This window comes from Oscillospiraceae bacterium (assembly GCA_034925865.1).
Taxonomy (GTDB): domain Bacteria; phylum Bacillota; class Clostridia; order Oscillospirales; family SIG627; genus SIG704.
The window spans coordinates 65,568-88,607 of record JAYFRN010000006.1; the positions used below are offsets into that span (position 1 = coordinate 65,568).

Sequence of the window (23,040 nt, forward strand, 5' to 3'; positions counted from 1 at the left end):
GACGCATTTAATTTCCTTCATTTAAAATTCCAAATTAATATTACAATTTCTCAGCAGTAGTGAAAATAGCTTTCATACCGTCAGAGTACTCACCTTTATAAATGTACTTTAAAAAATTCAGATCGTGATCATGATTTTCAAAGGTATGCAGAGTAAGATTCGTTTTTCCGAGTTGTTTGAATTCCGCTTCGATATCCTGTGCTTGCTGCATAGGCGTCATATAGTCATATTCTCCGGAAAATATATGTATTGGCAATTCAAGCAGCGGCAGGATCTCTTTTGTCGGGCGAAGTTCGAAATGTTCCTTGAACCAACCGCTTGTCAAGCGGATACCGTGATTGTTTTTGAGCCATTCGTCGTCGTTTCCGTCAATGGCGCGGAGCATGTTGTACAAATGTTCTGTAGCTAAAGGCGCTGTGTCGGCAAGTGTGATTTTACCGTCTCCGTCACGGTCAAGATCGGTAAAGGCTTTGTCACAGAATAATGATCCTCTCACCTGATTTATATCTTATGTAAAATCCGATTCTGTAATATAGCCTTTTCTGTCATAATCAAACAGATGCCGCCAAAATATAAGTGTAGAATTACCTGAAAGCTGCCATATTAAAATATCACGTAAATTTTCATTGCTATATCCGGCAAGCATCAGCGCAGATATTTTTGCTTTTCCTCCGAGAACGACAAGAGAAGCAAGATTTGAGCCTTCACTCCATCCAAGTAAAATCACACGAACACCTGGGTATGTTTTTCTCAGGTATGCAACAATATTCTCAATGTCAGATACCGAATTATTAGGCAAATATTTTTTATATGCTTCATCATTAATATCGACGAAGTATGGAGGCGTGTCGCCGTCGCTGACACCGCGCTGACTGTAAGAACAAAAACCTATATTCCGTTTAGTTAACTCCTCTGCGAAAACATCAAAGTAGTTAAAGAGCCTCCCGTCAGGCAACTGCCGTTTGGTCGTATAAGTCATAGGTCCCGAACCGTTGACAAAAAGAATAATTTTGCCGCAGATACCACTTTCCGGCAGGCAAATCCGCACATCAAGCGGATATCCGTCATATGCGCATATATTAAGTATTTGTACAGTCATCAGTTGTTTTTAATATATTCGTCTATGGTCCCCTGAATGGCATTAATACTCTGATCCTTGCGTGTGTCATATTCGGAAGAGAAGTTGGACGATGAGGATGTCCACATCGAGCAGAACATGTCATACCATCCACCCCAATTGTAAATCATTGATAAGTCAAAACACCTGTTGGCGAGGATGATATCGAGCATCTCACCCGATTCAACGTCACGCATGGTCTTATGTTCGATCGCCGTATCGTAATAGGCTTTTCTCAATGTATCCTTCGATTCACGGCAAAGCGCTTCAAGCGCGTATGCTGTTACATCAGTATTCACATTCGATGTCGGAATCGCATAAAGCGAAGCGCAGGTAGACGCGTCCACAACCTCGACATAAGGCTGATCCGCATAACGCTTCGGCATCGGGAGCAAGCCAAAGTCCTGATCAAAGGATGTATAAAGATTTCTTATAGTCCACAAAGTGGAGGAAGCGAGCAATGCTCTGTCGTCCTTTACGACCGAGGTGCAATCTCTCGACCAGCCGATATAATAAGTGTCGCGTGATTTGACCATATCCATTATTATATCGTATACTTCAGCTGAGGAGGAAGAATAAACGGAAAGCTCAGGATAATCATCCGCGTTTTTCTTAGTAACAGATTCACCGAGAGAATAAAACAGAGCATATGTATTAAACGGCTCAAAAACGTAGCCATAGCTGTCGTTTATATCCATCTTGCCGTCATCGTTTACGTCCTTTTTCATCTGTTTGGATATCTCTTCAACTTTTTCTATAGTCCACTTATTATCACGTACGAGCTGATATAGATTTTCTATATTATTCTCTTCCCATACGTTTTTATTATAAACGCATATCCAAGTGGCATCATTGTCGGACATTGAAAGATCACCGGTCGTGCAGAAAAGCTTCCCGCCTATTGAAAGCTGTTCATTTGCGTGCTGATCCCACCATGGTCCGTCAAGCTGAAGATAAGGAAGCGTCTTTAAATCGACGCAATATCCGCCTTGAGCCATTGCGGCGACAGATTTTCCCTCCGCGATTATCATGTCGAACGACTGATCGCCTGCATTGATCGAAGCCTCCGCCAATTCGCGTTGATTTTTAGGGGAAACAACAGATTCAAGAGTAATGCCGTATTTTTCGCTGAGTATCCCGTTACGGCGATAAACCGATTCGTTGATTATCTCGTTTTCATCACCATCAGCCGTGAAATCCATGGTATACCAATCAACATACCCGCTTTCGCGTCCCCGCGTGTATGCTTTAAATACATAACCGTTTGCATCTTCAAGCGCCGGAAGAGGATCAAAGCCGTAATATTTACCGTCCCCGGTATCTGTTGATTGTTCGTTTGTGCCGTTTGATTTGTTGCCAGACGGTTTCGTGTCATTTGCACATGAAGCAAACAATGTCGATACAAGAATCAATATCGCAAGAATAATGGATAGCTTTTTCATATTATTGATTATACCCGTGCCTTTCTGTTCTTTCAGCATTTACACTGTCAGTAGATCTTAATTAATGATTATTATATCATAATATTAACAAAAAGTAAATACGGTGGAGAGAAAATCCGCGCCTGTTTCAGACGCGGATTTTATTAACTCGGCATTCAAATAATTAACGCTTAAAGAGAGAAAAGACTCTGGAGTATGGGCTTTTCTCTCTTACACGACTTATTTAAATGCCGTTTAAATAATCGATAGCCGAATTAGCAAAAAGCAATACTTATACAAAGCTTTTGCAAGTGCCGCATATAAAATTAATTTGATTTTAAGAATTCGTCAACAGTCGTATTTATTTCTGCAATAGTCTTATCCTTAGCAGATTCGTAAGTTGACGCGAAATTTGAACCCGATGTTCCCCAGAGATTGTAAAAATATTGATACCAGCCGCCCCAGTTATATATAATTGCCATATCGAAGTATCTGTTCGCGAGGATGATATCCATCATTTCGGCAGATTCCGGATCTCTCATGGTTTTATGCGTAATTGTGAGGTCGTAATATGCAACTCTGAGTGTGTCCTTTGATTCGCGGCAGAATGCTTCAAGTGCGTAGCCGGTAAGGTCGAGCTCCTTGTTGGATTTCGGGATTGAATAGAGCGACCCGCAGGTCGCGGTGCTGACGACATCGACATACGGCTGATCTTCGGTGAGCTTAGGCATAGGAAGTATTCCGAAATCCTGCTCCCATGCTCTGTAATTTGCACGAACTGTATACATTGTGGTTGAGGTCATAAGCGCACGGTTGTCTTTTATTATAGCCGTGCAGGGCGTGGACCAGTCGATAAAATAATCTATCTTATCATCGGAAATGCCCCGGATAATTTCAAATACCTCCGCGGAAGCGGCGGAATACACTGAAAGCTCAGGAATATCATCTTTGTTTTTCTTGGTAATGGACTGGCCGAGGGAATAAAACAGAGCATAGTTGTTAAACGGCTCATAAATATAACCGTATTTATCGTTCACGTCACGTTTGCCGTCATCGTTCAAATCAGTGCTGATGCTCTTGTTTATTTCCTGAACCTTATCAATAGTCCATTTGTTATCGCGGACGAGCTGATAAAGGTCCTCGACATTCTGCTCTTCCTGTACAACCTTATTATATGTGCATATCCATGTTGCGTCATTTGCGGATATCGAAAGATCACCTGTGGTAAAATACAGCTTGTTGGCAATAGAAAGCTGTTCGTTTGCGTGCTGATCCCACCATGGACCTTCAAGCGTGAGATAAGGAACCGTTTTTAAATCGACAAGATATCCTCCCTGCCCAAGAGCGGCGGAAACCTGTCCGTCGGCAACGATAACGTTAAATGCATCATCTTCGGAATTAATTGAGGCAACCGCCTGATCAAACTGCTCCTTCGGAGAAATGACCTGTGAAACGGTAAAACCGTATTTTGTTTTCAATTGCTCGTTTCTGTCATAGACAGAATCGTTGATCGCTTCTTCGGTGGTCTCTTCGGCATAAAAATCAACGGTATTCCACGCGGTATATCCGCTTTCCGGACCGCGGGTATAACCAATCAAATTGAAGCCTTCCGCGCCGCTTAGTTTGGGAAGCGGATCAAAACCGTAAAACTTATCATCAGTTTCTGTTACGGCTCCGGTTTTACCCGTATTAAGCGTGCCTGTTTTTACAGGATTCTTGTTATCGGCACACGAAACAGCCGTGCAAACTGAGCAAAGCAATAACGCGACTATAATCAACGAAATAACTCTTTTTCCCATCTTTTTTCCCTTTCAAAATGTAAAATGACTCATGGATTTAGTATATGGAGCATAACCATAGTAAATTCTTTATCGCTTATATTTAATATTATATCATATATGAATAATATATGTCAATATTGTTATTGCATTTTTATCAGATTTATTGGATTTTAAAAACTGATTTTCTGAAACATGTCAAGAAATAAATATGCGGATTGATATAATTTAGAACAACTTTCATGCACGATGTGACCCATATTATCCGAAAAAGCTCATGTGTCTGAGCTTTTGACTGCAGAGTGATTAGATCGGTAATTATTAACCCGGTAATTAAATAATCACCACTTGAAAAGAGAAAAGCTCTGGTATATGGGCTTTTCCTTTAAAAAGAATTATTCAATTGGCGATTTATCAGTTATTATTCAAAAAATCATTAATTGTTGTATACCTGTTTGCAAGAATTATATCCATCATTTCAGCAGATTCGACATCACGCATGGTTCTGTGAGTGATGGCAAGGTCATAATATGCGACTCTGAGTGTATTTTTTGATTGGCGGCAAAACGACTCAAGCGCATAACCGGTCAGCTCAAGATTGTTATTTGATACAGGAATTGAATATAGCGATCCGGAGGTTGCAGTGCTGACTACATCGACATATGGCTGATCTTCTGTAAGCTTTGGCATCGGAAGTATGCCAAAATCCTGTTCCCATGTTTTATAATTTGCGCGAATGGTATACAACGTCGTGGAGGTCATCAGCGCTCGGTTATCTTTAATGATGGATGTGCAGCCTGTCGACCAGTTTATGTAATAATTTACTTTATCGTCGGATATTCCGCGTATTATTTCGAATACATCGACCGAAGCGGGGGAATATATTGACAGCTCGGGTATGTCATCTTTATTTTTCTTTGTTATTGATTGTCCTAAAGAATAAAACAACGCATAATTATTGAACGGCTCGTAAACATAACCATATTTATCATTTTGATCGCGTTTGCCATCGTCATTCAAGTCAGAGCTTATGCTTTTGTTTATTTCCTGCACCTTATCAATCGTCCACTTGTTGTCACGTACGATCTGATAAAGATTCTCGATGTTTTGTTCTTTATGAACCACCTTGTTGTATGCGCAGATCCATGTTGCGTCATTTGCGGATATCGAAAGATCGCCTGTTGTAAAATATAGCTTACCGGCAATGGAAAGCTGCTCGTTTGCGTGCTGATCCCACCATGGACCTTCAAGCGTGAGATATGGCACTTCTTTGAGGTTCACAAGATATCCTCCCTGACCGAGCGCAGCAGAGACCTGACCGTTGGCGACTATTACATTGAACGCATCATCACCTGTCTTGATAGAAGCGATCGCCTGTTGATACTGATCTGTCTGTGACACTATCTGAGAGACATTGAAACCGTATTTTGTTTTCAGCTGTTCGTTTCTGTTATAAACGGAATCATTGATAACTTCATCTATTGTCCCGTCGGAATAAAAATCTATAGTGCTCCAAGCACCGATGCCGCCGTCAGATCCGCGCGTATAACCTATAAGATTGAAGCCCTCGATATCACTTATTGCGGGAAGAGGATCAAATACGTAAAACTCTCCGCTGTTTTCTGTCGTTTCTGCTCCGCTTGCGTCCGTGCCTGCCTGAGCTGTGCCTGATAACGCATTATTATCGTTACATGAAACCGAGGTGCAAACAGAAAAAATCAGCAATGCGGTGATGATCGGTTTAAATACACTTTTTCCCATTTTGGCTTCTCCTTGTTTTCAATATATAAGCGAAATTTTTTATATCAGTCATCATGTCCTGTTTTATCTTCTGTTAATAATAATATCATATATGAATAATATATGTCAATACTGTTATTATATTTTCCACGGTTTTATTCGTCAACTTCTATTGACAAATTGTCTGAGCAGAAATATAATAAGGAATGTATCTTAATTTATTAAAAACGTTGGCTTAAGTTTCATGAAAGAGAGCTTCACTGATGTATAAAGGATATCCCGCTCGTAAACCACGCGTCGTAACCGATTTAAGATCGCTTATATTCGACAGCGCAGATTTGTTCGGCGACAAGGATTATTTGCGTTTCAAGCATAATAACAATTTGGAATCTGTTTCATTCCGCCGTTTTTCCGATTTCGTATCAGACTTGGGAACATCGCTGTTTGATATGAATCTTTCCGGTAAAACAGCTGTTGTAATAGGCGAAACATCCCCCGAATGGATAATTACGTATCTTTCCGTGATTATCGCAGGAGGAGTTATTGTTCCGCTCGACAAGGACCTATCTCATCAGGAAATAAAGAATTTTATTACAAGATCCGGCGCCTCCGCCGTATTTTATTCCGAGTCCTTTTCCGAGCTTTTTGACGGCAACGACGAAGCTGATAATGGCTGTGATATCAATTGCTATGTAAAGTTCACTCCGGAATTTATCGAATCAGAGCTTTCCGTCAACGACGGTATTCCCGCTCAAGACGGTCAGACACAGGATGGAAGAATAAGACTTGAGGGAAAACACATTTCCTTCGTTTCTCTTCTCCGCCGCGGCCGATACCTGAGATCAACAGGACATACCGAATTCTTCGATATCCCACAGGATATCAGCAAAATGTCCGCTATTATTTTTACCTCGGGCACCACTGGAACAAGCAAGGGCGTCATGCTTTCTCAAGGAAACCTTGTCTGCGCCATAAACGATTCATACCAGATGACAAATTTCACCATATCAGATGTAATCGTTTCAGTCCTTCCGATACACCACACATACGAAATGACCTGTGGTATTCTAACGCCGATTGTATACGGTCTTACCGTATGTATCAATGACAGCCTTAAATATATTCTTAAGAATTTTCAATTTTACAAACCGACAGGCCTTGTTCTCGTCCCTCTTTTTGTTTCCACAATATATAAAAGAATCTGGGACAACGCAGTTAAATCAGGCCGCGACAAAAAGCTTAAGACGGCGCTTACTATTTCAGAACTGTCACGCAAAGTCGGGATCGATATAAGAAAGCCGCTTTTCAAAGATATAATCGCCGCTTTTGGCGGAAGACTTGAAAAAATAATATGCGGCGGAGCCGCTCTCGCGCCGGAGCTTGTCCAGCAATTTGCCGCTTTCGGAATTGTAGTTTCCCAGGGATATGGCATCACCGAATGTGCTCCTCTTATTTCCGTATGTCCATACCATTTTACGAAATTCGGATCTGTCGGACTTCCTGTCCCGGGAATTGAAGTCATGATCGACAAAGAGGATCCTAACGCTTCATACGGTGAAATCGTTGTGCGCGGCGGAAATATAATGCTTGGGTATTACGGCGACGCGGAAGCGACGGCCGCTGCCATTGAAGATGGCTGGTTCCGAACCGGAGATTACGGCTATCTTGACGAAGACGGATACTTATACATCACCGGCCGTAAAAAAAATGTCATCGTTCTCAACAATGGCAAAAATGTATTTCCCGAGGAAATTGAAAGTTATCTCGAAAAAGTCCAGCTGATAGCGGAAAATGTGATCATAGGAAAAGCCAATGAAAGCGGCGAGACTTACGGCATCACCGCTCTTATATTCCCGGATTTTACTTATGCCGCCTCAATCGGTCTCACTGATATAGTAGATATCAGCGAAGCAATCAAGGATCAGATCGCCAAGCTGAACAAATCACTCCCCTCTTTTAAACAAATAAGAGGAATTGAGATCAGAAAAACCGAATTTGATAAAACCACTTCGCATAAAATTAAACGTCACACGGTAAAGGCCGAAAACCAATAACTCATCCTAAATAATAATGCATATGCTTTTCAGGAGATTATATCTATGTTTGAAGAACTCAAAGCAATTCTCACGGACGAGCTTGATGTCTCGCCAGAAATCATCACACCAGACGCTGAATTTATCGACGATTTAAAACTTAACTCTCTCGAGCTTGCCGATCTTGTTGTTTTATGCGAGGACAAATTCGAAATTGACATTGATGAACAGGATATACACACTCTTATCACTGTAAGTGATCTTGTAGACTATATTGAATCAAAAACAGCATGACAAATCCGCTTCGTTCCTGCCGGCTGTGTCCGAGGGATTGCGGCACCGACAGAACGGTCTCAAAGCCGCGCGGCTTTTGCCGCTGCGGTGAACAGCCGTATATTGTAAACAGTTACCTTCATCACTGGGAGGAACCATGTATAAGCGGAACAGACGGCATACGCGGCAGCGGTGCCGTTTTTTTCTCATCATGTCAGCTCAGATGCGTATACTGCCAAAACAATGATTTCTCACGCAAGGAGACAGGGACGGCATTTACTCCGCAGATGCTTTCAGAGCTTTTTCTGCGGCTTCAGGATGAAGGAGCGTATAATATAAATCTTGTCACCCCGACACCGCACATATATTCCATAATATCAGCAGTTGAACTGTGTAAAGGCCACCTGAATATTCCTCTTGTATACAACACCTCGGGATATGAAAAACCGGAAACAATAACACTTTTAAACGATTATATCTCTGTTTATCTGACCGATATGAAATATTTCTCCGCTGAACTCGCCGGAAAGCTCAGCTCAGCGCCGGATTATTATGAATTTGCGTCTACTTCCCTTGCGAAAATGTTGATTAAAAATATTATATTTAATAAATACGGTGATCAAACCATTTTAGAAAACGGCGTTTTAGTGCGCCATCTCGTGCTCCCGGGTCATTACCATGACAGCCTTGATATTATTGACCGCGTCGCTGATATTTTCGACTCTTTTTCCGTAAACGGAGAGCCGCCCGCGCTTTTTTCCTTGATGAGCCAATACACTCCTAACTCAGACAGCTCTCTTCCTGCCGGTATGAACCGGAAAATTCTCACATTGGAATACCAAACAGCAAAGAAAAGGTGTATCAGCCGCGGTATGAGCGGGTATTTTCAGGATATATCCTCGGCAAAAAACGGATATGTCCCGGAAATTAATAAAACGACGATAAATTAATAATTATATTACCGCCAAAAAAGAAAAAGTTATTATAAATAGGCTTTTCTCTTATAAACAATAGCAGTTTGGCAAGCCGAAACCGTCATAAAGCCTGGGTTCGGCGGAAAGGCATACTAATAAAAATGTCTGAAAATTCATTAAATATCGTGCTTCACGAACCGGAAATTCCTCAAAACACTGGGAATATATCAAGAACATGCGCCGCCACCGGCTGTGCATTGCATCTGATTGAACCGCTCGGTTTCAAAGTCACGGATTCCCAGTTGAAAAGAGCCGGGCTTGATTACTGGAAATATCTCGATATTACATATTATAAAAGCCTTGATGATTTCTTTTCGAGAAATAATGGAGATTATTACTTCTTTTCCACGAAAGCCGACAATATATATACAAAGCCAATATTTGCCGGAAAAACATATCTGTTTTTCGGGAAAGAGACCGCCGGACTGCCTGTCACGCTTTTAAAAGAGAATGCTTCGAAAGCGCTCAGACTACCTATGATGACCGGCATACGAAGCCTTAACCTTTCAAATTCAGTTGCCATTGCGATCTATGAAGTGCTTAGGCAATGGAATTTCGATGATTTTCAAATTAACGGGCATCTGGCGGATTATTGATATGAAGTATTTCAAAAGAATTATTTTCCTCGCAGCCGCGTGTGTCTGGCTTGCTTTTATATTTTCAAATTCATTGAAACCTTCTAAAGTGTCACAAAACCAAAGCGACAGATACTCCAATAAAATTACTTTATTTATAAACGAACATGTGTCTCCATCGCGGCCAGTCAGCGAAGAAACTGTATCTCTAATTATCAGAAAAACGGCTCATTTCACAGAATTTCTGATTTTGGGCTTTTTGCTTTCAGCTTCTGCCGCTTCGTTTGTTTCAGCAAGACCAGCTTTCATTATAACGCTCACAGCAGGAGCGATATCAGCTATCTCGGATGAGATAATTCAATTATATGTACCCGGACGCGCCTGCATGGTATCCGATATGCTGATAGACTTTTCAGGTGTGCTCACCGCCTCCCTACTGTTGTTTTTTATTCTCAGAAATAAAATTAAACCTCGCCGTACGAAGCTTTGATTTTAACATCGTTAATAGATTTGTAATACTTGCAATAAGTAATAATTGTATTATATGAGATAAAAGCACTAAGTCTTTTTCTCTTATATCGGTAATCACTTAACTCCGCGTCAAAAATAAATTGTTCGGAAAGGTAAAATGGTAATTTTCATGCAGCTGATATCTGAGCTCAGAGAAAAAATTAAAACAAACATCGAAAAAGTCATCGTCGGGAAGAGTGAAATAACAGATCTTTTGATAATAGCGCTTTTATGTGACGGTCATGTCCTTATAGAGGATGTTCCGGGAACCGGTAAAACCGTAATCGTCAAATCTCTTGCCGCCTCTGTAGACTGTATCTTCAAACGCATTCAATTCACGCCTGATCTTCTTCCGACTGATATAACAGGCATTAACTTTTTTAATATGAAAATATCGGAATTTGAATTTATACCCGGTCCGGTTTTTTCAAACATTATACTTGCCGATGAAATAAACAGAGCAACTCCAAAAACACAATCAGGTCTTCTCGAATGCATGGAAGAGCATCAGGTAACCATTGACGCCGTTACAAGAAAGCTATCTTCGCCGTTTCTCGTTATTGCGACTCAAAATCCTATCGAGAGCATGGGCGTATTTCCTCTTCCCGAAGCTCAGCTTGACCGATTTCTTGTCAAAGTCACGATGAATTATCCGACACGGAAAGAATCAGATGAGATCTTAAAGCGTTTTGCCAGCGAAAATCCGCTTAATAATCTCAAAGCTGTTGTCTCAAAGTCTGAAATACTTGAAGCGCGGGAAGCACTTAAGAATATTTATGTTCATAACGATCTGTTTTCATATATTTCCGCGATCACGGAAGCCTCCAGAAACGCGGAGGGAGTGGCTCTCGGTCTCAGCCCGCGCGGCGCGCTCGCGCTTCTTCAGGTGTCAAAAGGATACGCAGCCATTCAAGGGAGAAATTATGTGATACCTGATGATATCAAGCGTGCCACTCCGTTTGTTGTCGGTCACAGACTGATATTGAAAAGCTCGGCAAAGGTCAACCGAAACGCCGCCTCCGCGATTGTCTCCGATATTATTTCTCGTGTGACAGTTCCGACGGAGGATCTTTCCGGATGGAACATAACACCGAAGCAGCCGATAAAAAATATCTGATATGCCAACTTATATTGAATTATCCGAATACGCTGCATTGGTGCTTATCATTTACCTGATTTTTATAGCTTTACGTCGTATACGCCAATGGCAGATAGACAAACTTGAATATAAACGTGAATTTTCCGATACCGGTGTCTTCGAAGGTCAGACAATAACCCTAACGGAGACAATATATAATAAAACATTTCTCCCTATGCTTTTTGTCGATGTAGAAGCTTTTATACATTGCAAGCTGAGAATCGATTCAATCAGCGCCGGAGCGCCAGACGACGAGATGCAGTATCTCGTCAGCCGGTTTCAGCTTATGCCTTATATGAAAATCAAACGTACGCATACAGTAAACTGTATTGCCCGAGGATATTATTTACTTTCCAATGTTTGTATTTTTAATCTCAATCGAGAAAATCCGCGAGAAGCACCGGCTGAGCTTTTCGTATATCCGATGCTTAACGATTTTTCCGCTGTTCCGCGTCCTCAGAACAATCTTCAGGGTGATTGCATATCCCTTCGCAGGCTCTTAACCGATCCTTTTTCGATAACCGGTATACGAGATTATCAAAGCGGCGATCCGTTCAATCTGATTAATTTCAAGGCCTCGGCGCGAACAGGCTTCGGTAAACTCAAGGTAAATCAGCGCGATTTTTCATCTTCGCGGATATTCAAACTATATATAAATTTTCAGACGGATATAAACTCAAATATACAAACAGTAAAATATGAATCGCTTATGGAAAAAGCACTTTCGGATTCCGCGACAATCATTCAATCCGCGTTGGAATCCGGTCATCACGTGGGTTTTTCTGCAAATTGTTATATGATAAACGGAGATATGTATTTAAAACACAACATTACTGCCGGAGCGTATTATTTTGAAGAAATGCTCAAGGAAATGTCTATGATACGTCCACGCGCGGGTATAAGCTTCCTGTCTCTTGTGGAATTTGATCTCGCCGACGGTCTGAAGGATTCTGAGGTAATGATCTTTACTTCATATATCGACGAGGTCATAGACGACGAAATTTTAAAGCTTGAACATAACGGCAACTCAGTTAATATCTTTCTTCTCCGAACAGATGATGACGAGGCATTGGAAGGAGCGCAAAGTCCGATATGAATATAAAAAAGCCGGACAAAGTCACGGATAACGACATTCAAGACGTAAAAATCCGTTTTACGGAAAAAATAAAAAACAAATATTACCGCAATGCGCTGATATTTTTTCTAATCGCTGTCATTCTCAGTATTCTTTCGATAAATTTCACCGGATATCTGAAACAGGCCGCCGTCATCGTCGGAATTCTATTTTATTATATATCCTTAAAATGCTTTGCGAAATACAATAAAACAGTCGCGAAAACATATTTCGGAAAGCTTTTCGGCGGTATAATCAAGTTTATTCATAAGGCATATCAAATCATCAAGGCAAAGACCGTTGAAATTTTAAAGCTGAAACCCCGGACATCGTTCATGCGAGGCAAAGATGAAAAAGACATCGTCATAGACCATGATACTCCCGGATTTATTGAACAGCTCTTAAATCTCAGAAACAGACCTAAATGGCGCGATATGCATTCCAACGCAGAAAGAACGCGTTTTTTGTATATTAAATTTATGGTACACCTCTGTAAAAAAGGTTATAAATTATTTGCTTCCGATACTTCTCGTGAAATTTCTCTTGTGGCGCCGAATTATACAAATAATAAAAAAGAGGAGGTTTCCCTTCTCTTCGATAATTACGAGCTTGCCAGGTATAACAGTATCGATCCGGACGACGCAACGATAGAGCTTTTAAAGCATATTAATTGAAAGCGTTTTATTGATTTGGATACAGATATCCATCAAGCGCATTTACAGCCGATTCGTCGGGAACACATCCGAATTCAACGATATCCGCAGTTTTTATTGTTTTCTCTATTATGTCCATAACTGGCAACAGCTTGTTTATATCCCATTCGTTGTATACCGCATTCTTAAGCATGAGCTTGAATGCGGTTTTTTCGTCAGGTGTTTTTATACTGTTTACGGTGCTCTGCGATAAAAAGACGATTGCTTTCAAAGGTGCGGAAATATTTTCGCAAACAGCAGACATTCCGGAAAACGGAATACCGCACGCAAGAATTCGTGAATGTGTGGACATATAAATCGCTGTTTTATCACCGTTTATATATTCTGCTTTTTTAATATTTCTCCAAAGCTCGGATTGAGTTGATTTGCCGGTGTTTGAGGGAGCGGAAAACAATATTGCTTCGTTTTTATATATTATTGCAGATGCGTGCATCATCAGCATTCCCAAGCCGGTAATAATTTCTTCGAATCCTATAAAATTCAAACATATGTCGAGACTATTGATAAAGCGAACAAAATCCTGTTTTATTAAGACATTAGAAATATGTGTTCCGGTTTCGTATGCATCGTTTATTAAACATGCAACAGGAGTTTCTTTATTATATTCTTTATAGAATCTATAATATTTACCGTTAATAAAACTGATTTCTACGCTTTCGCTTATATATAAAATATCGCCCGATATCTCCGGTATCTTATTTACAATTTCAAAAAAGCACAAATGATCGGCCGCACCGCTTTTATCTTCGGATAAAAACTTTGCGGCTTTTCCGTATTCCGTTATTTTTATTTCCGGAGGAATTTCCAAAGCTATTTTTTTGTCACATATTTTTATTGTATATCGCATTTGCTCTTCCAAAATATTAATAATATGTTATTTTTTTCGTCTTGTTTTTACAAGAGAGAAAAGCTTATATACCAGAGCTTTTTCTCTTTAAGCGGTAATTGTTCAATTAACAAGTTAATAAATTATTTTGCAATATTTCCTATTTTTAAATATGCTAAAGGGGCTTTTAAAAGCCCCTTTAGCGAGATTACGAAACATATCGTAACTATTGAATTTTGGTTTTGAAAGATTCAGGAACCTATGACATTTCCGCTGGGGGCGTGATAGCATGTCGGATCGTTGTCTCCGCTTATACTGCAGCCCTCGGCATAAAACACAGTTATAGCCTCACCGTTTTCATCCGAACCGATCGATCTGGGAGGATAACAGGTATTGTTTAAAGCAAAAACAGTCATTGATTGACAAGTTACCGCTATGCTTTCCGTAAGTTTGAAGTTCTCGATATTAATTGTCGGTTTTCTATATTGTTTCTTCATCGAAATCACCTCCAATATCTGATAACGTATCTGCCGGCAAATTCAGCAGAGGCTGTTTCGAATATTGATTTTACCGGATCCGTTTGAGCGGATAGCCATTCGCCCGCGGTAATAACATTTTCGCCGTTCACAGCTGCGCCGATTAAAACACTGCTTCCGATATAATATGTATTTCCACCTGCTGCCTTTAACCCTTGCACAGTATATTCCGTTGCCGGGTCGGCATTGCCGGAAAGATAAATTATAAACAGCTTCTCGCTTCCTGATGAACCGACATATGTATATATCGGCGTAATTTCGGTTGTTCCGGACATGATCTTGAGCTTTTCAACTTCAGATGAAGACGGAGCCGAAACAATCATTATTGATCCTGCGAAACCGATTGTGTTTTTCACAACACATCCTGTAAACGTAAGGTCAGGAGCGGGCGTCGCAGTTGTTCCGATCACAACTCCGAGAGACTCGACATACGAAGGTCTCGCGCTATATGTCAGCTTGATATTGGAAAGCGCAAGAAGCCCAGTGGCGCTTGTATTGGTTATGGTAATATCGCATGTCGTGTAATACTTATCCGCTCCGGGGGTTATTACTCCATCACCGGCGACGGTATAATTCACATATCCTACATTACCGCTGTTGCTGCTGCTGCGCAGGTAGTAATTCATATCCGTCGCAGTATCAATTTCATATGCGTCAGTGCCGTTTATATTGAGCACGGATTTATTTCCATTGATTGATTTTGCGCCTATCTGAATTGTTGCAGGAGGCGCGTCAGTCTTGATCTTAAATGAAACGGATTGGCCGGGCGCGAGATAAAGCTCGTTGTTCGGGCCGACCATTTTGTATTGGTCAAGACTTGTGACGGCGGAATTTGTATCGATATAAACTGTCGAGCCTTCTCCGCTGAGCCCAATTCTGTCCTCGGTATTGAGCGAAAGCAAAAGGTCTCTCAACTCGAACGACTGAGGATATGCTTCGTCGTGATCAAGATAATAACTGTTGCCTGCTTCATCAAGCGGATTGTATATTCTGATCGCGTCGATATATACCGTTCCTCTTGATTCGTTTTCAGGGAGAGGAACATAAGCGGATTTTATAACGACTTTATAATTTCCGTATTTACCGCAGTCATAATTGATAACCGGTATCTGATATATTAATCCCGCATGGAAATAGCAATCCTTTATAATAAGACCAATTCTTCTGTATTTGTTGTTGCCATGTATATCAGTCCCTATTATATCATTGAGGTCATATACTTCGACGACTATCATACCAGAATCAATATCTGTTCTGCTTATGATATCAAAGCCGCTGCCGGTAAAGTTAAATGTAGCTTTTCCGACGGTATCCGATTTGTTATCATTAAGCAGTGTCTGAGATGAATAGCTGAATATTTTATCGCCTTGATATGTGGCTTCAAATCCGTACGGATGAACTGTATCTATGCCGGAATAATTATTTGTTTCCTGTATACGCGCGACATAGTTTGTCCATGCGTCAATTAAAAGCTGATTGCCGTATACCGAACCGTCCAATGTTATATATTTCAGAATGTCCGTATCAACAACATTTCCATCTTCATCAAGATAACTTTGTGATACGTTTCCGGAATATATTACAAAGCCTTCAAAATTATCTTCGTAATACATGGTGGAAGCGGGAACGACGGTAACCTTCGAATAAATATAACGTATGCTGCCTTCTGAGAAGTATGTGCTGATGTAATAAAAATCGACCGTGTTGTTCAGAGCTTTCTTAGGTGTGAATCTGATAAACGGCTTAGCTCCTCCGTCCGGGTTTATTATTTCGACTTTGAATTCGGAATTCTGATCGTAGGAAAACATATGAGCAGCGTTCACAGATGAAAAGGACTTATAATAAAGTCTGTTTTCAAGCGTGCCGGCTTCAAAAGGAGCGTCAATAAGCACATATGTCGGAATGAGATCCGGCGCATCGTTCGCGGCGACATCTATATCCGCCGGAAGTCCGTAATCAATGACTATAGCATCGGGAGCCGCAGGCTTTTTTAATGTAACCGCAAAAGCAACCTTTGTATTGAAATAGTCATCCGGTTGACCCCCGGTTAATGACGAATACAACTTTGTCGTGACCGGCTTACCTGCGCCTGTCGTGATTGTAAAGTGGTTGTTAAGTCCGTCGCTTGAGGTTGTTATGCTGTAATTTGCCGCGGAATCATAGCGTTCGTACGGAGACGGAACAAGCGATGCCGCGTCGAAATTCTCATTGAAGAGGTTCTGTGAAGTGTTGAATAAAATCTCTCTGTATATTTCATCAGTAACAGTATATCTGTTGCTGAAGCCGACTATCGTGCCGTCCGGAAGCACCGGATTTCCGGCGTTGTCAACCAGATAAAACTGAAACGCGACCTGTGGCTCAGCCCATGCGAGCTTCGGAACGGGGAAAAGCTTGGTGACTTCATTCCCGAGGTAATTGCTGTAGACCAACTCCGCATGTTCGTTCGTGTCGTACAATCCAGCTTCTTTTCCTGTTCCCTGAGTAGAATTATCAAGATAAATATAATATTTAAGAGCGATTTCTTTTTCTGTAATATCGCCGATTGTCCATGTAAACGTCTTTGTCGACGAGTTATAGATAAAGTGTACGGCGGTTATTATCCCTCCGGCGAAAATATTCTGTGTACCTCCGCCGATAAGGCTTGAGTATGCCTGGGTTCCGTCAGCACTGAATGTCACCCTTTCCAAAACGTTTAGTGAGGATTTACGTGTCCCTATCTGATCGTATGGCATTGGTGATGCGCCGGAAAGACTGCTGATCCAGTCGGCTCTCGTGTAGAGATCATATGTTCCTATCTCTATCGCGGGCGCGGGATCAAGCTGTGTGGTTTCGGGATTTACAACGCCTATCTGACCGGTAAGAGGCATGTTTTGCTTTGTCTGAAGAGAAAAGTCGTCGCCCATCGTATCGGTCACGACAGCTACGGTTCCCGCTTTTCTGATAGACGTGGCTATATCGCCGAACAATGTATAAAGTTCGGACGCGTTTTCAGCAAGATAAGCGTCGGCGGCGGAAGATGAGTTGTTTTGCAGCACCTGCAGACACGAAGCCCCGCGCACATATGTGCTTCCTCCGTTATATGACGGAGGTATGGAATTCGCGCCTACAAGATCGCTTCCGTTTGTAACCTCATATCCCACGGAAATAATCTTTGTTACCTTGGTTTTCAATAGATCGGCATACCCGTTTGTGCTGCCGGTGAAAAAATCCTCCCAGCCTTTTCTGTATTTCACCGAATTATGGTTATTTGTATATATGCTGCTGTCATAAGCGGTGGAGGTGACGCTGTGTCCGTTTCCGTCGGTTCCGTCAAGAACATACAGTCGTAAACCGGCTGATGGATTTAAAGGATCGATATAAAGCGATTTAGTATAATTAGTATCAGCAGCCTGAGATTCATAAAAAACGCCATTGTAGTTGGTGGGAGCGCCGTCGGTCATGAAAACCACATATACGGGTCTGTCGGTTTCTCCCGCCGCGGTGTTTGCCGTGTTTATCTGATCCGCGACAACGCCCGCTTCCTGAAATGCGTAGTCATAGTTGGTGGCGGCGCCGCTAGCAATCGTTATTGAGTTAATTACAGAATTGGATTCGCTCTTGTCGTTGACTCTCAGGGACATTGTGCGAACATCGTCATAAGGAAGCGAACCCTGATTGTAATCACAGTCTTCTCCGGCAAACACAACAACCGAAACTGAGTTTAACGTTTTTGTGCCGTCGGCATTGTCAGCAAGCAGCTTATCGGAGAAATTCGCCGCAGCCTCTTTTGCCGAAGCGATCCGCGATCCCGCCATACTTCTTGATATGTCAAACACAAGAATTACGTCAAAGCCCTTTTTAATAGGCACACCCGTCACGGCAAGCTCTACATTTGCGACACCTGTCGAAAGGAAAGCAGAGCCGGAAGCGGATTTTTTGATTCTGACAGAACCCGGATTCGGATAGTCCGGATCATCATCCATTATAAGAGATTCGACGACGGTTATATTCAAAGTGCCCGCGAGCACGCCGTCGTAATACACTCCTACGCTTTTTGTCCCGAGCGTTAAGTTATTATAATCCTCAAGCATATCGGAGGTAATGGGCACCGTTTCGAAGGACCCGTTCGGGTAAGTAATGTATATAAATAATCCGGACAGAGACGCTTCGCCGTTTCTGACTATTTTTATATTCTTATTTCCCTGTATGGAAATCACAGGCTCCATAATTGAAACGGTGAGCCCGACGTATTTATTTATGGTTTTCGTATTGCTATAAGTATCTTGGAAGGAGGCCGTCACTTTGATAAGTGCGTCGCCTTCACCGATTATTTTGAACTGACCGTCAGCAAGTCCGTTATTTGATATAACATTTGACGAATTTATTGACCCGTCTGATACTGCCGTCCATGTGTAGGAGACCCCCGCCGGGAATCCGCTGCCTGAGGCGGCAAAGCCGATGATATCATTTCTGACAGCCTCAATATCGACGACCGTCCCGGTAACGTCAGAAGTGTTATATGTAAGATCGAAATCAGCAGTCGATTCTGTTTCCGTGACCAATGCGGACGCAGAATAGAGATAAACATTCCCGGTACCGCTTGATGGAGCAGACCAGCCATTATAGTTATTGTATGTCAATGCTCTGCTTGAGCTGTCGATATAGAGCTTGTTGCTAACATATGATACTTTTCTTTTATTGTAGCTGTTTACTATTGAAAGACTGCTGCTATCGCGTCTAAGATATTTTGTTCCTTCTGCAGCCGAAGGTGTGAGATAGAAATTGTCGAAAATTTTCTCGCATTTCCAGATTGCGCTCTGCGAAATTCCGGTAACTGTTCCGCCGGAAATCGTGCCTGTGGTATCCGTGACTAACGAACCATTGGCAGCAAGAAAATGACCTGATCCTGAATTGGAGTTTGAAATGAGATAATATTTACCATCCTCCAAAGAAGAGGTCGATGTGAAAGAATCCGGAAGAGCTGTCTGACTATCTGAAACATAAGTCAGAGCCGGATCTCCCACAGGCACTGACGGCGTGGCAAATACCGACAGCGGCAGAGTCATAAAGACAAACAGCAGCGAAATAAACGCCGCGGCACATCTCATGACTCTGTTATGAGTGAAAAAGAGATTTTTCATTGCGCTTTCCTTTCGATTTAATTTATATAATTTATTATTATTGCGCAATAGTGTTTTTACGAAAAGTTAATATGTATTTACAACTCTATATAATTAACTAACGTTTCATACGCTTTTGCAGTTAAATCTTACCATACATTTTAATCGCTGTCAATATCTTTGCAGTTAATTCAATGAATATTTAATGATTTTTTAACAGCATTTTATTTTTATTTCCACCCAAGCATACTCGCTTTTTATCAATAACACGCAATTCAACAATTTAGCTTTTCTATCACGTTGTGAATTATGTCGAAAGTTACGTCGTGAGTCATGTAAACCAGCTATTATTTATTAACTCGGTATTTAATAATTACCGCTTAAAAAAGAGAAAAGCCTCTGGTATATGGGCTTTTCTCTCTAATAAGACAAGTCTTATATAAATGCCGCTTTAACAATTCATGTGTAAATAACATTAATTACATACCGGATCTGTCTTTTTATGCGGCTCTGTCATGAATGATATTCGGTTCTGCTTTCGTAATCATGATCATATATTTTTACCGAGAAACTGTTTCCAATTTGATGAATTGAGACAGCTTTTACAAAGCTGCTCTTTTGTATTTATTAACTCGGCATGGCTATAAAATAATGTCGTGTTAATAATGCTGTTAAGGCTCACGATCTGATATTTCTATAAAAAGAATAGCGGAGATAAAATGGATAAAAAAAAACAATATGATTATATTGTCAGGATTGCTTTCTGGCTATGCGCGGCGGTAACCGCATATATAGCGATAAAATTCTGCCTGCCTGTGGCATCCCCGTTTATTACAGCATTTATTTTTTCTGTAATACTGAAGCCGGCTTCGTCATTTTTTTCGCATAAAATCGGCATAAAATACAAAGCCGCATCCGCTTTAACCGTGATCGCATTCTTTACCATTATTGCCGTCATTGCCGTTGGCGCCGGAGCAAGGCTTGTTTCGGCTTTATTTTCGTGGATCACACACATTCCGGAATTTTATGAACAAATAATCGCTCCTTCGGCGGCGGAAATTATGAAATACGCTTGTGCAATAGCCGAAAAGCTCAATCCTTCCGTTTCAAAGCCTGCCGCCGAGCTTTTTGATAAAATAATTGAGGCGCTGTATTCGGCATTAAGCTCAATATGCGCGGCCGCGGCGCAGAAAATATCTTCTGTTGCGTCATCTTCTGTTCCGCGTATCATCCTCAGTGTTATGACAACCGTAACGGCAACATATTATCTGACATCAGACGCAGCCGTCATACGGAATTTTTTAAAAGCGCAGATATCGCCGAAAGCATGGGATATTTTAACCCGCGGCCTTGCCTGTACCGGCAAAGCCGCGCTTAAATACATCAGATCCTACGCATTGATAATGCTGATCACCTTCGCGGAGCTTTCTGTCGGGCTTGCGATTATCAGAGTAAATTCGCCTTTCATATCAGCGTTTCTGATAGCGTTGTTCGACATTCTGCCGGTAGTGGGATCAGGAGGAATATTGGTGCCGTGGGCGATTTTAATGTTTATAAGAAATGATACGGCTACGGGTACAGGATTAATTGCCGTATATGTTACGGTCAGCGTTGTCAGAAGCCTTATTGAACCGAAAATAATAGGCGTGCAGACAGGGCTGCATCCTCTAGCCGCTCTCGCCGGTATGTTTGCGGGAGCATCGCTTTTCGGCATAACAGGATTGATCGCAGGCCCTCTTGTTCTCGCCATAATAAAGAACCTTAATGAAAACGGAATATTCAGGATATACAGAGAAAGCACACATCAAGATTCCAACTGCGAAAAGAAAGCGTCGTAATCCGAGATACATCAATGCTTTATCACAGCTACTTAAAACAGTTTTTCAGATTAAAAATAGGCTGCCACAGATTCAATTAAAGAATTTGCAACAGCCTATTTAATATTTATATAGCTTACTGCTTATTCTCGCTAAAAAGAGAAGCGGCCTCGTCGACAGCTGAATTAATCAAATCGGAAAGCTGAGCCGCTCCGATTCCGGCGACCGTCACTCCGCATTTATTAATGGGAATTAGTATTTTTTTTGCTTTGCTCTGCGCGACGGAAACAGCTCCGTCCGGAGTTATTTCCCCGAGCAGCGCGTCCGCAATTATAATGCCTATCGGACCGATAATAACATCGGTTTTGCGCGCTGCAACCTTTACCGCATTTTCACCTGTGGCGGCAAAATCCGCGCCCGCTTTCATCATCGCGGCTGTCGCAACGGTATTTGTACCGATAGCCGTTATCTCGGCCTCCGGCAAACGAATTTTTATCCGTTCGACAAGCTCCCTTCCGATTTTTCCTCCCTGACCGTCTATAACCGTGATACAAAAATTCTTATTCATTACAATATTCTTTCTTTTCTTTATAGAAACACAAACATCTTACAGAATGTACGTTATTTATTCATTAAAGGCGTCGCAATTATTCAGCACTTATTTTGCTTTTATAACATCACATTTTCTGCTTTTTTCGTCATATTTTTCCAAAACCCCCAAACTGAATCTCACGCATTTTTCTGTCCTGGCCGCAAGCTCTCCGGACGATTCTCTCCTCCCGGAATCAAGCCAATGCTTGAAGATACCGATACAGCCCGAAACCATGTAATGATAAAAGGATTCGAGAAATTCTGTATCTATAATTCTGTATGCTTCCGTCCAGTTGCGAATGCACTCATCGTGTCCGATTAAAAGCATTCTGTCGATAAAGTCCTGGCTTCGTTCTGAACCGAGCAGTACGATGCAGGCTTCGTAATTCTTAGAAAGAAAGTCGAATATGTCGGCTAAAGTCGCAAGCAGCGTATCAGTTGCGCCGTAATTATCTTTGGTTGTGCGTTTGCATATCGATTCAATGATTTCGGTGTACATCTCATCCTGGATTTTACCGAACAAGTCAAAAATGTCACGGTAATGCAGATAAAACGTGCCTCTGTTTATATCGGCAAGCTCGCAAATCTCTATTACTGTAATGGTATTCAGCGGCTTTTTCATCAACAGCTCAATCAGTGCTTTTCGGATAGAAAGCTTTGTTTTTCGGATTCTGCGGTCTTTTTGTTCTTCGTTCATAAAATGTTTTCCTTTGTTAATAGACAGTTGTCGCCCGCGTGTTGATTACTGTGCATTTTACGTTAAGTTTGATTATTGATTTTTAATT

At 41.5% G+C, this 23,040-nt stretch carries 19 protein-coding genes; 9 read left to right on the plus strand and 10 right to left on the minus strand.

The annotated features are described in order from the left end of the window. Nucleotides 1-40: 40 nt before the first annotated feature. The 5 genes from VB118_02600 to VB118_02620 all read right to left on the minus strand — a co-directional run bounded on the left by VB118_02600 (nucleotide 41) and on the right by VB118_02620 (nucleotide 6,077). Nucleotides 41-496, minus strand: coding sequence for a hypothetical protein (locus tag VB118_02600; GenBank protein ID MEA4831493.1), 456 nt, complete (start codon nucleotides 494-496; stop codon nucleotides 41-43). A gap of 12 nt (nucleotides 497-508) precedes the next feature. Then, entirely contained in the window at nucleotides 509-1,099 is a 591-nt protein-coding gene (locus VB118_02605; protein MEA4831494.1) for a hypothetical protein, read from the minus strand. Then, nucleotides 1,099-2,598, minus strand: a complete 1,500-nt coding sequence (locus tag VB118_02610) for an extracellular solute-binding protein (protein MEA4831495.1) — start codon at nucleotides 2,596-2,598, stop codon at nucleotides 1,099-1,101. Before VB118_02610 ends, VB118_02605 begins: the two co-directional genes overlap by 1 nt. 266 nt (nucleotides 2,599-2,864) lie before the next feature. After that, nucleotides 2,865-4,337 (minus strand): hypothetical protein, encoded by a 1,473-nt coding sequence (locus VB118_02615; protein MEA4831496.1) that lies wholly within the window; start codon nucleotides 4,335-4,337, stop codon nucleotides 2,865-2,867. Between the two features lie 393 nt (nucleotides 4,338-4,730). Further along, nucleotides 4,731-6,077 carry a hypothetical protein gene (locus tag VB118_02620; protein MEA4831497.1) on the minus strand — a complete coding sequence of 449 codons (1,347 nt, stop codon included), beginning with the start codon at nucleotides 6,075-6,077 and terminating at the stop codon, nucleotides 4,731-4,733. Nucleotides 6,078-6,319: 242 nt separating this feature from the next. Between VB118_02620 and VB118_02625 the strand changes: the two genes are divergently transcribed. The 8 genes from VB118_02625 to VB118_02660 all read left to right on the plus strand — a co-directional run bounded on the left by VB118_02625 (nucleotide 6,320) and on the right by VB118_02660 (nucleotide 13,347). Next, nucleotides 6,320-8,110 carry an AMP-binding protein gene (locus tag VB118_02625; protein ID MEA4831498.1) on the plus strand — a complete coding sequence of 597 codons (1,791 nt, stop codon included), beginning with the start codon at nucleotides 6,320-6,322 and terminating at the stop codon, nucleotides 8,108-8,110. A 45-nt stretch (nucleotides 8,111-8,155) separates the two neighbouring features. After that, nucleotides 8,156-8,383 carry an acyl carrier protein gene (locus VB118_02630; protein MEA4831499.1) on the plus strand — a complete coding sequence of 76 codons (228 nt, stop codon included), beginning with the start codon at nucleotides 8,156-8,158 and terminating at the stop codon, nucleotides 8,381-8,383. Beyond that, nucleotides 8,380-9,312, plus strand: coding sequence for a radical SAM protein (locus VB118_02635; protein ID MEA4831500.1), 933 nt, complete (start codon nucleotides 8,380-8,382; stop codon nucleotides 9,310-9,312). Before VB118_02630 ends, VB118_02635 begins: the two co-directional genes overlap by 4 nt. A 125-nt stretch (nucleotides 9,313-9,437) precedes the next feature. Then, entirely contained in the window at nucleotides 9,438-9,932 is a 495-nt protein-coding gene (locus VB118_02640) for a tRNA (cytidine(34)-2'-O)-methyltransferase (GenBank protein MEA4831501.1), read from the plus strand. Nucleotide 9,933: 1 nt separating this feature from the next. Further along, a complete protein-coding gene (locus VB118_02645) occupies nucleotides 9,934-10,401 on the plus strand; it encodes a VanZ family protein (protein ID MEA4831502.1) in 468 nt (155 codons plus the stop codon). Between the two features lie 138 nt (nucleotides 10,402-10,539). Then, on the plus strand, nucleotides 10,540-11,538 hold the full coding sequence (locus VB118_02650) for a MoxR family ATPase (GenBank protein ID MEA4831503.1): 999 nt from the start codon (nucleotides 10,540-10,542) through the stop codon (nucleotides 11,536-11,538). Nucleotide 11,539: 1 nt separating this feature from the next. Further along, a complete protein-coding gene (locus tag VB118_02655) occupies nucleotides 11,540-12,655 on the plus strand; it encodes a DUF58 domain-containing protein (protein ID MEA4831504.1) in 1,116 nt (371 codons plus the stop codon). Beyond that, complete coding sequence (locus VB118_02660; protein MEA4831505.1) at nucleotides 12,652-13,347, plus strand: hypothetical protein; 696 nt, start codon at nucleotides 12,652-12,654, stop codon at nucleotides 13,345-13,347. Before VB118_02655 ends, VB118_02660 begins: the two co-directional genes overlap by 4 nt. Nucleotides 13,348-13,354: 7 nt before the next feature. On the opposite strand, the gene VB118_02665 is transcribed toward VB118_02660, so the two are convergent. The 3 genes from VB118_02665 to VB118_02675 form a co-directional block, all read right to left on the minus strand. Continuing rightward, nucleotides 13,355-14,233: a hypothetical protein gene (locus VB118_02665; protein MEA4831506.1), complete on the minus strand. Its 879-nt coding sequence runs from the start codon at nucleotides 14,231-14,233 to the stop codon at nucleotides 13,355-13,357. A gap of 230 nt (nucleotides 14,234-14,463) precedes the next feature. After that, on the minus strand, nucleotides 14,464-14,709 hold the full coding sequence (locus tag VB118_02670; protein MEA4831507.1) for a hypothetical protein: 246 nt from the start codon (nucleotides 14,707-14,709) through the stop codon (nucleotides 14,464-14,466). 5 nt (nucleotides 14,710-14,714) lie between these two features. Continuing rightward, nucleotides 14,715-19,868, minus strand: coding sequence for a vWA domain-containing protein (locus VB118_02675; GenBank protein ID MEA4831508.1), 5,154 nt, complete (start codon nucleotides 19,866-19,868; stop codon nucleotides 14,715-14,717). A 698-nt stretch (nucleotides 19,869-20,566) separates the two neighbouring features. On the opposite strand from VB118_02675, the gene ytvI reads away from it, so the two are divergent. Beyond that, the gene (ytvI, locus tag VB118_02680) at nucleotides 20,567-21,685 is read left to right on the plus strand and encodes a sporulation integral membrane protein YtvI (GenBank protein MEA4831509.1); all 1,119 of its coding nucleotides are present in this window, start codon (nucleotides 20,567-20,569) and stop codon (nucleotides 21,683-21,685) included. Nucleotides 21,686-21,800: 115 nt separating this feature from the next. On the opposite strand, the gene VB118_02685 is transcribed toward ytvI, so the two are convergent. Both VB118_02685 and VB118_02690 read right to left on the minus strand, forming a co-directional pair. Further along, nucleotides 21,801-22,232, minus strand: a complete 432-nt coding sequence (locus VB118_02685; protein ID MEA4831510.1) for a DUF3842 family protein — start codon at nucleotides 22,230-22,232, stop codon at nucleotides 21,801-21,803. A gap of 90 nt (nucleotides 22,233-22,322) precedes the next feature. Next, entirely contained in the window at nucleotides 22,323-22,952 is a 630-nt protein-coding gene (locus VB118_02690; protein MEA4831511.1) for a TetR/AcrR family transcriptional regulator, read from the minus strand. Nucleotides 22,953-23,040: the final 88 nt, after the last annotated feature.

Coding starts and splice junctions, on each gene's coding strand:
- VB118_02660 (MEA4831505.1), top strand. CDS start 12,652: ATGAATATAAAAAAGCCGGACAAAGTCACGGATAACGACATTCAAGAC.
- VB118_02615 (MEA4831496.1), bottom strand. CDS start 4,337: ATGGGAAAAAGAGTTATTTCGTTGATTATAGTCGCGTTATTGCTTTGC.
- VB118_02625 (MEA4831498.1), top strand. CDS start 6,320: ATGTATAAAGGATATCCCGCTCGTAAACCACGCGTCGTAACCGATTTA.
- VB118_02675 (MEA4831508.1), bottom strand. CDS start 19,868: ATGAAAAATCTCTTTTTCACTCATAACAGAGTCATGAGATGTGCCGCG.
- VB118_02635 (MEA4831500.1), top strand. CDS start 8,380: ATGACAAATCCGCTTCGTTCCTGCCGGCTGTGTCCGAGGGATTGCGGC.
- VB118_02655 (MEA4831504.1), top strand. CDS start 11,540: ATGCCAACTTATATTGAATTATCCGAATACGCTGCATTGGTGCTTATC.
- VB118_02640 (MEA4831501.1), top strand. CDS start 9,438: ATGTCTGAAAATTCATTAAATATCGTGCTTCACGAACCGGAAATTCCT.
- VB118_02670 (MEA4831507.1), bottom strand. CDS start 14,709: ATGAAGAAACAATATAGAAAACCGACAATTAATATCGAGAACTTCAAA.
- VB118_02630 (MEA4831499.1), top strand. CDS start 8,156: ATGTTTGAAGAACTCAAAGCAATTCTCACGGACGAGCTTGATGTCTCG.
- VB118_02605 (MEA4831494.1), bottom strand. CDS start 1,099: ATGACTGTACAAATACTTAATATATGCGCATATGACGGATATCCGCTT.
- ytvI (MEA4831509.1), top strand. CDS start 20,567: ATGGATAAAAAAAAACAATATGATTATATTGTCAGGATTGCTTTCTGG.
- VB118_02685 (MEA4831510.1), bottom strand. CDS start 22,232: ATGAATAAGAATTTTTGTATCACGGTTATAGACGGTCAGGGAGGAAAA.
- VB118_02620 (MEA4831497.1), bottom strand. CDS start 6,077: ATGGGAAAAAGTGTATTTAAACCGATCATCACCGCATTGCTGATTTTT.
- VB118_02645 (MEA4831502.1), top strand. CDS start 9,934: ATGAAGTATTTCAAAAGAATTATTTTCCTCGCAGCCGCGTGTGTCTGG.
- VB118_02650 (MEA4831503.1), top strand. CDS start 10,540: ATGGTAATTTTCATGCAGCTGATATCTGAGCTCAGAGAAAAAATTAAA.
- VB118_02665 (MEA4831506.1), bottom strand. CDS start 14,233: ATGCGATATACAATAAAAATATGTGACAAAAAAATAGCTTTGGAAATT.
- VB118_02610 (MEA4831495.1), bottom strand. CDS start 2,598: ATGCTGAAAGAACAGAAAGGCACGGGTATAATCAATAATATGAAAAAG.
- VB118_02690 (MEA4831511.1), bottom strand. CDS start 22,952: ATGAACGAAGAACAAAAAGACCGCAGAATCCGAAAAACAAAGCTTTCT.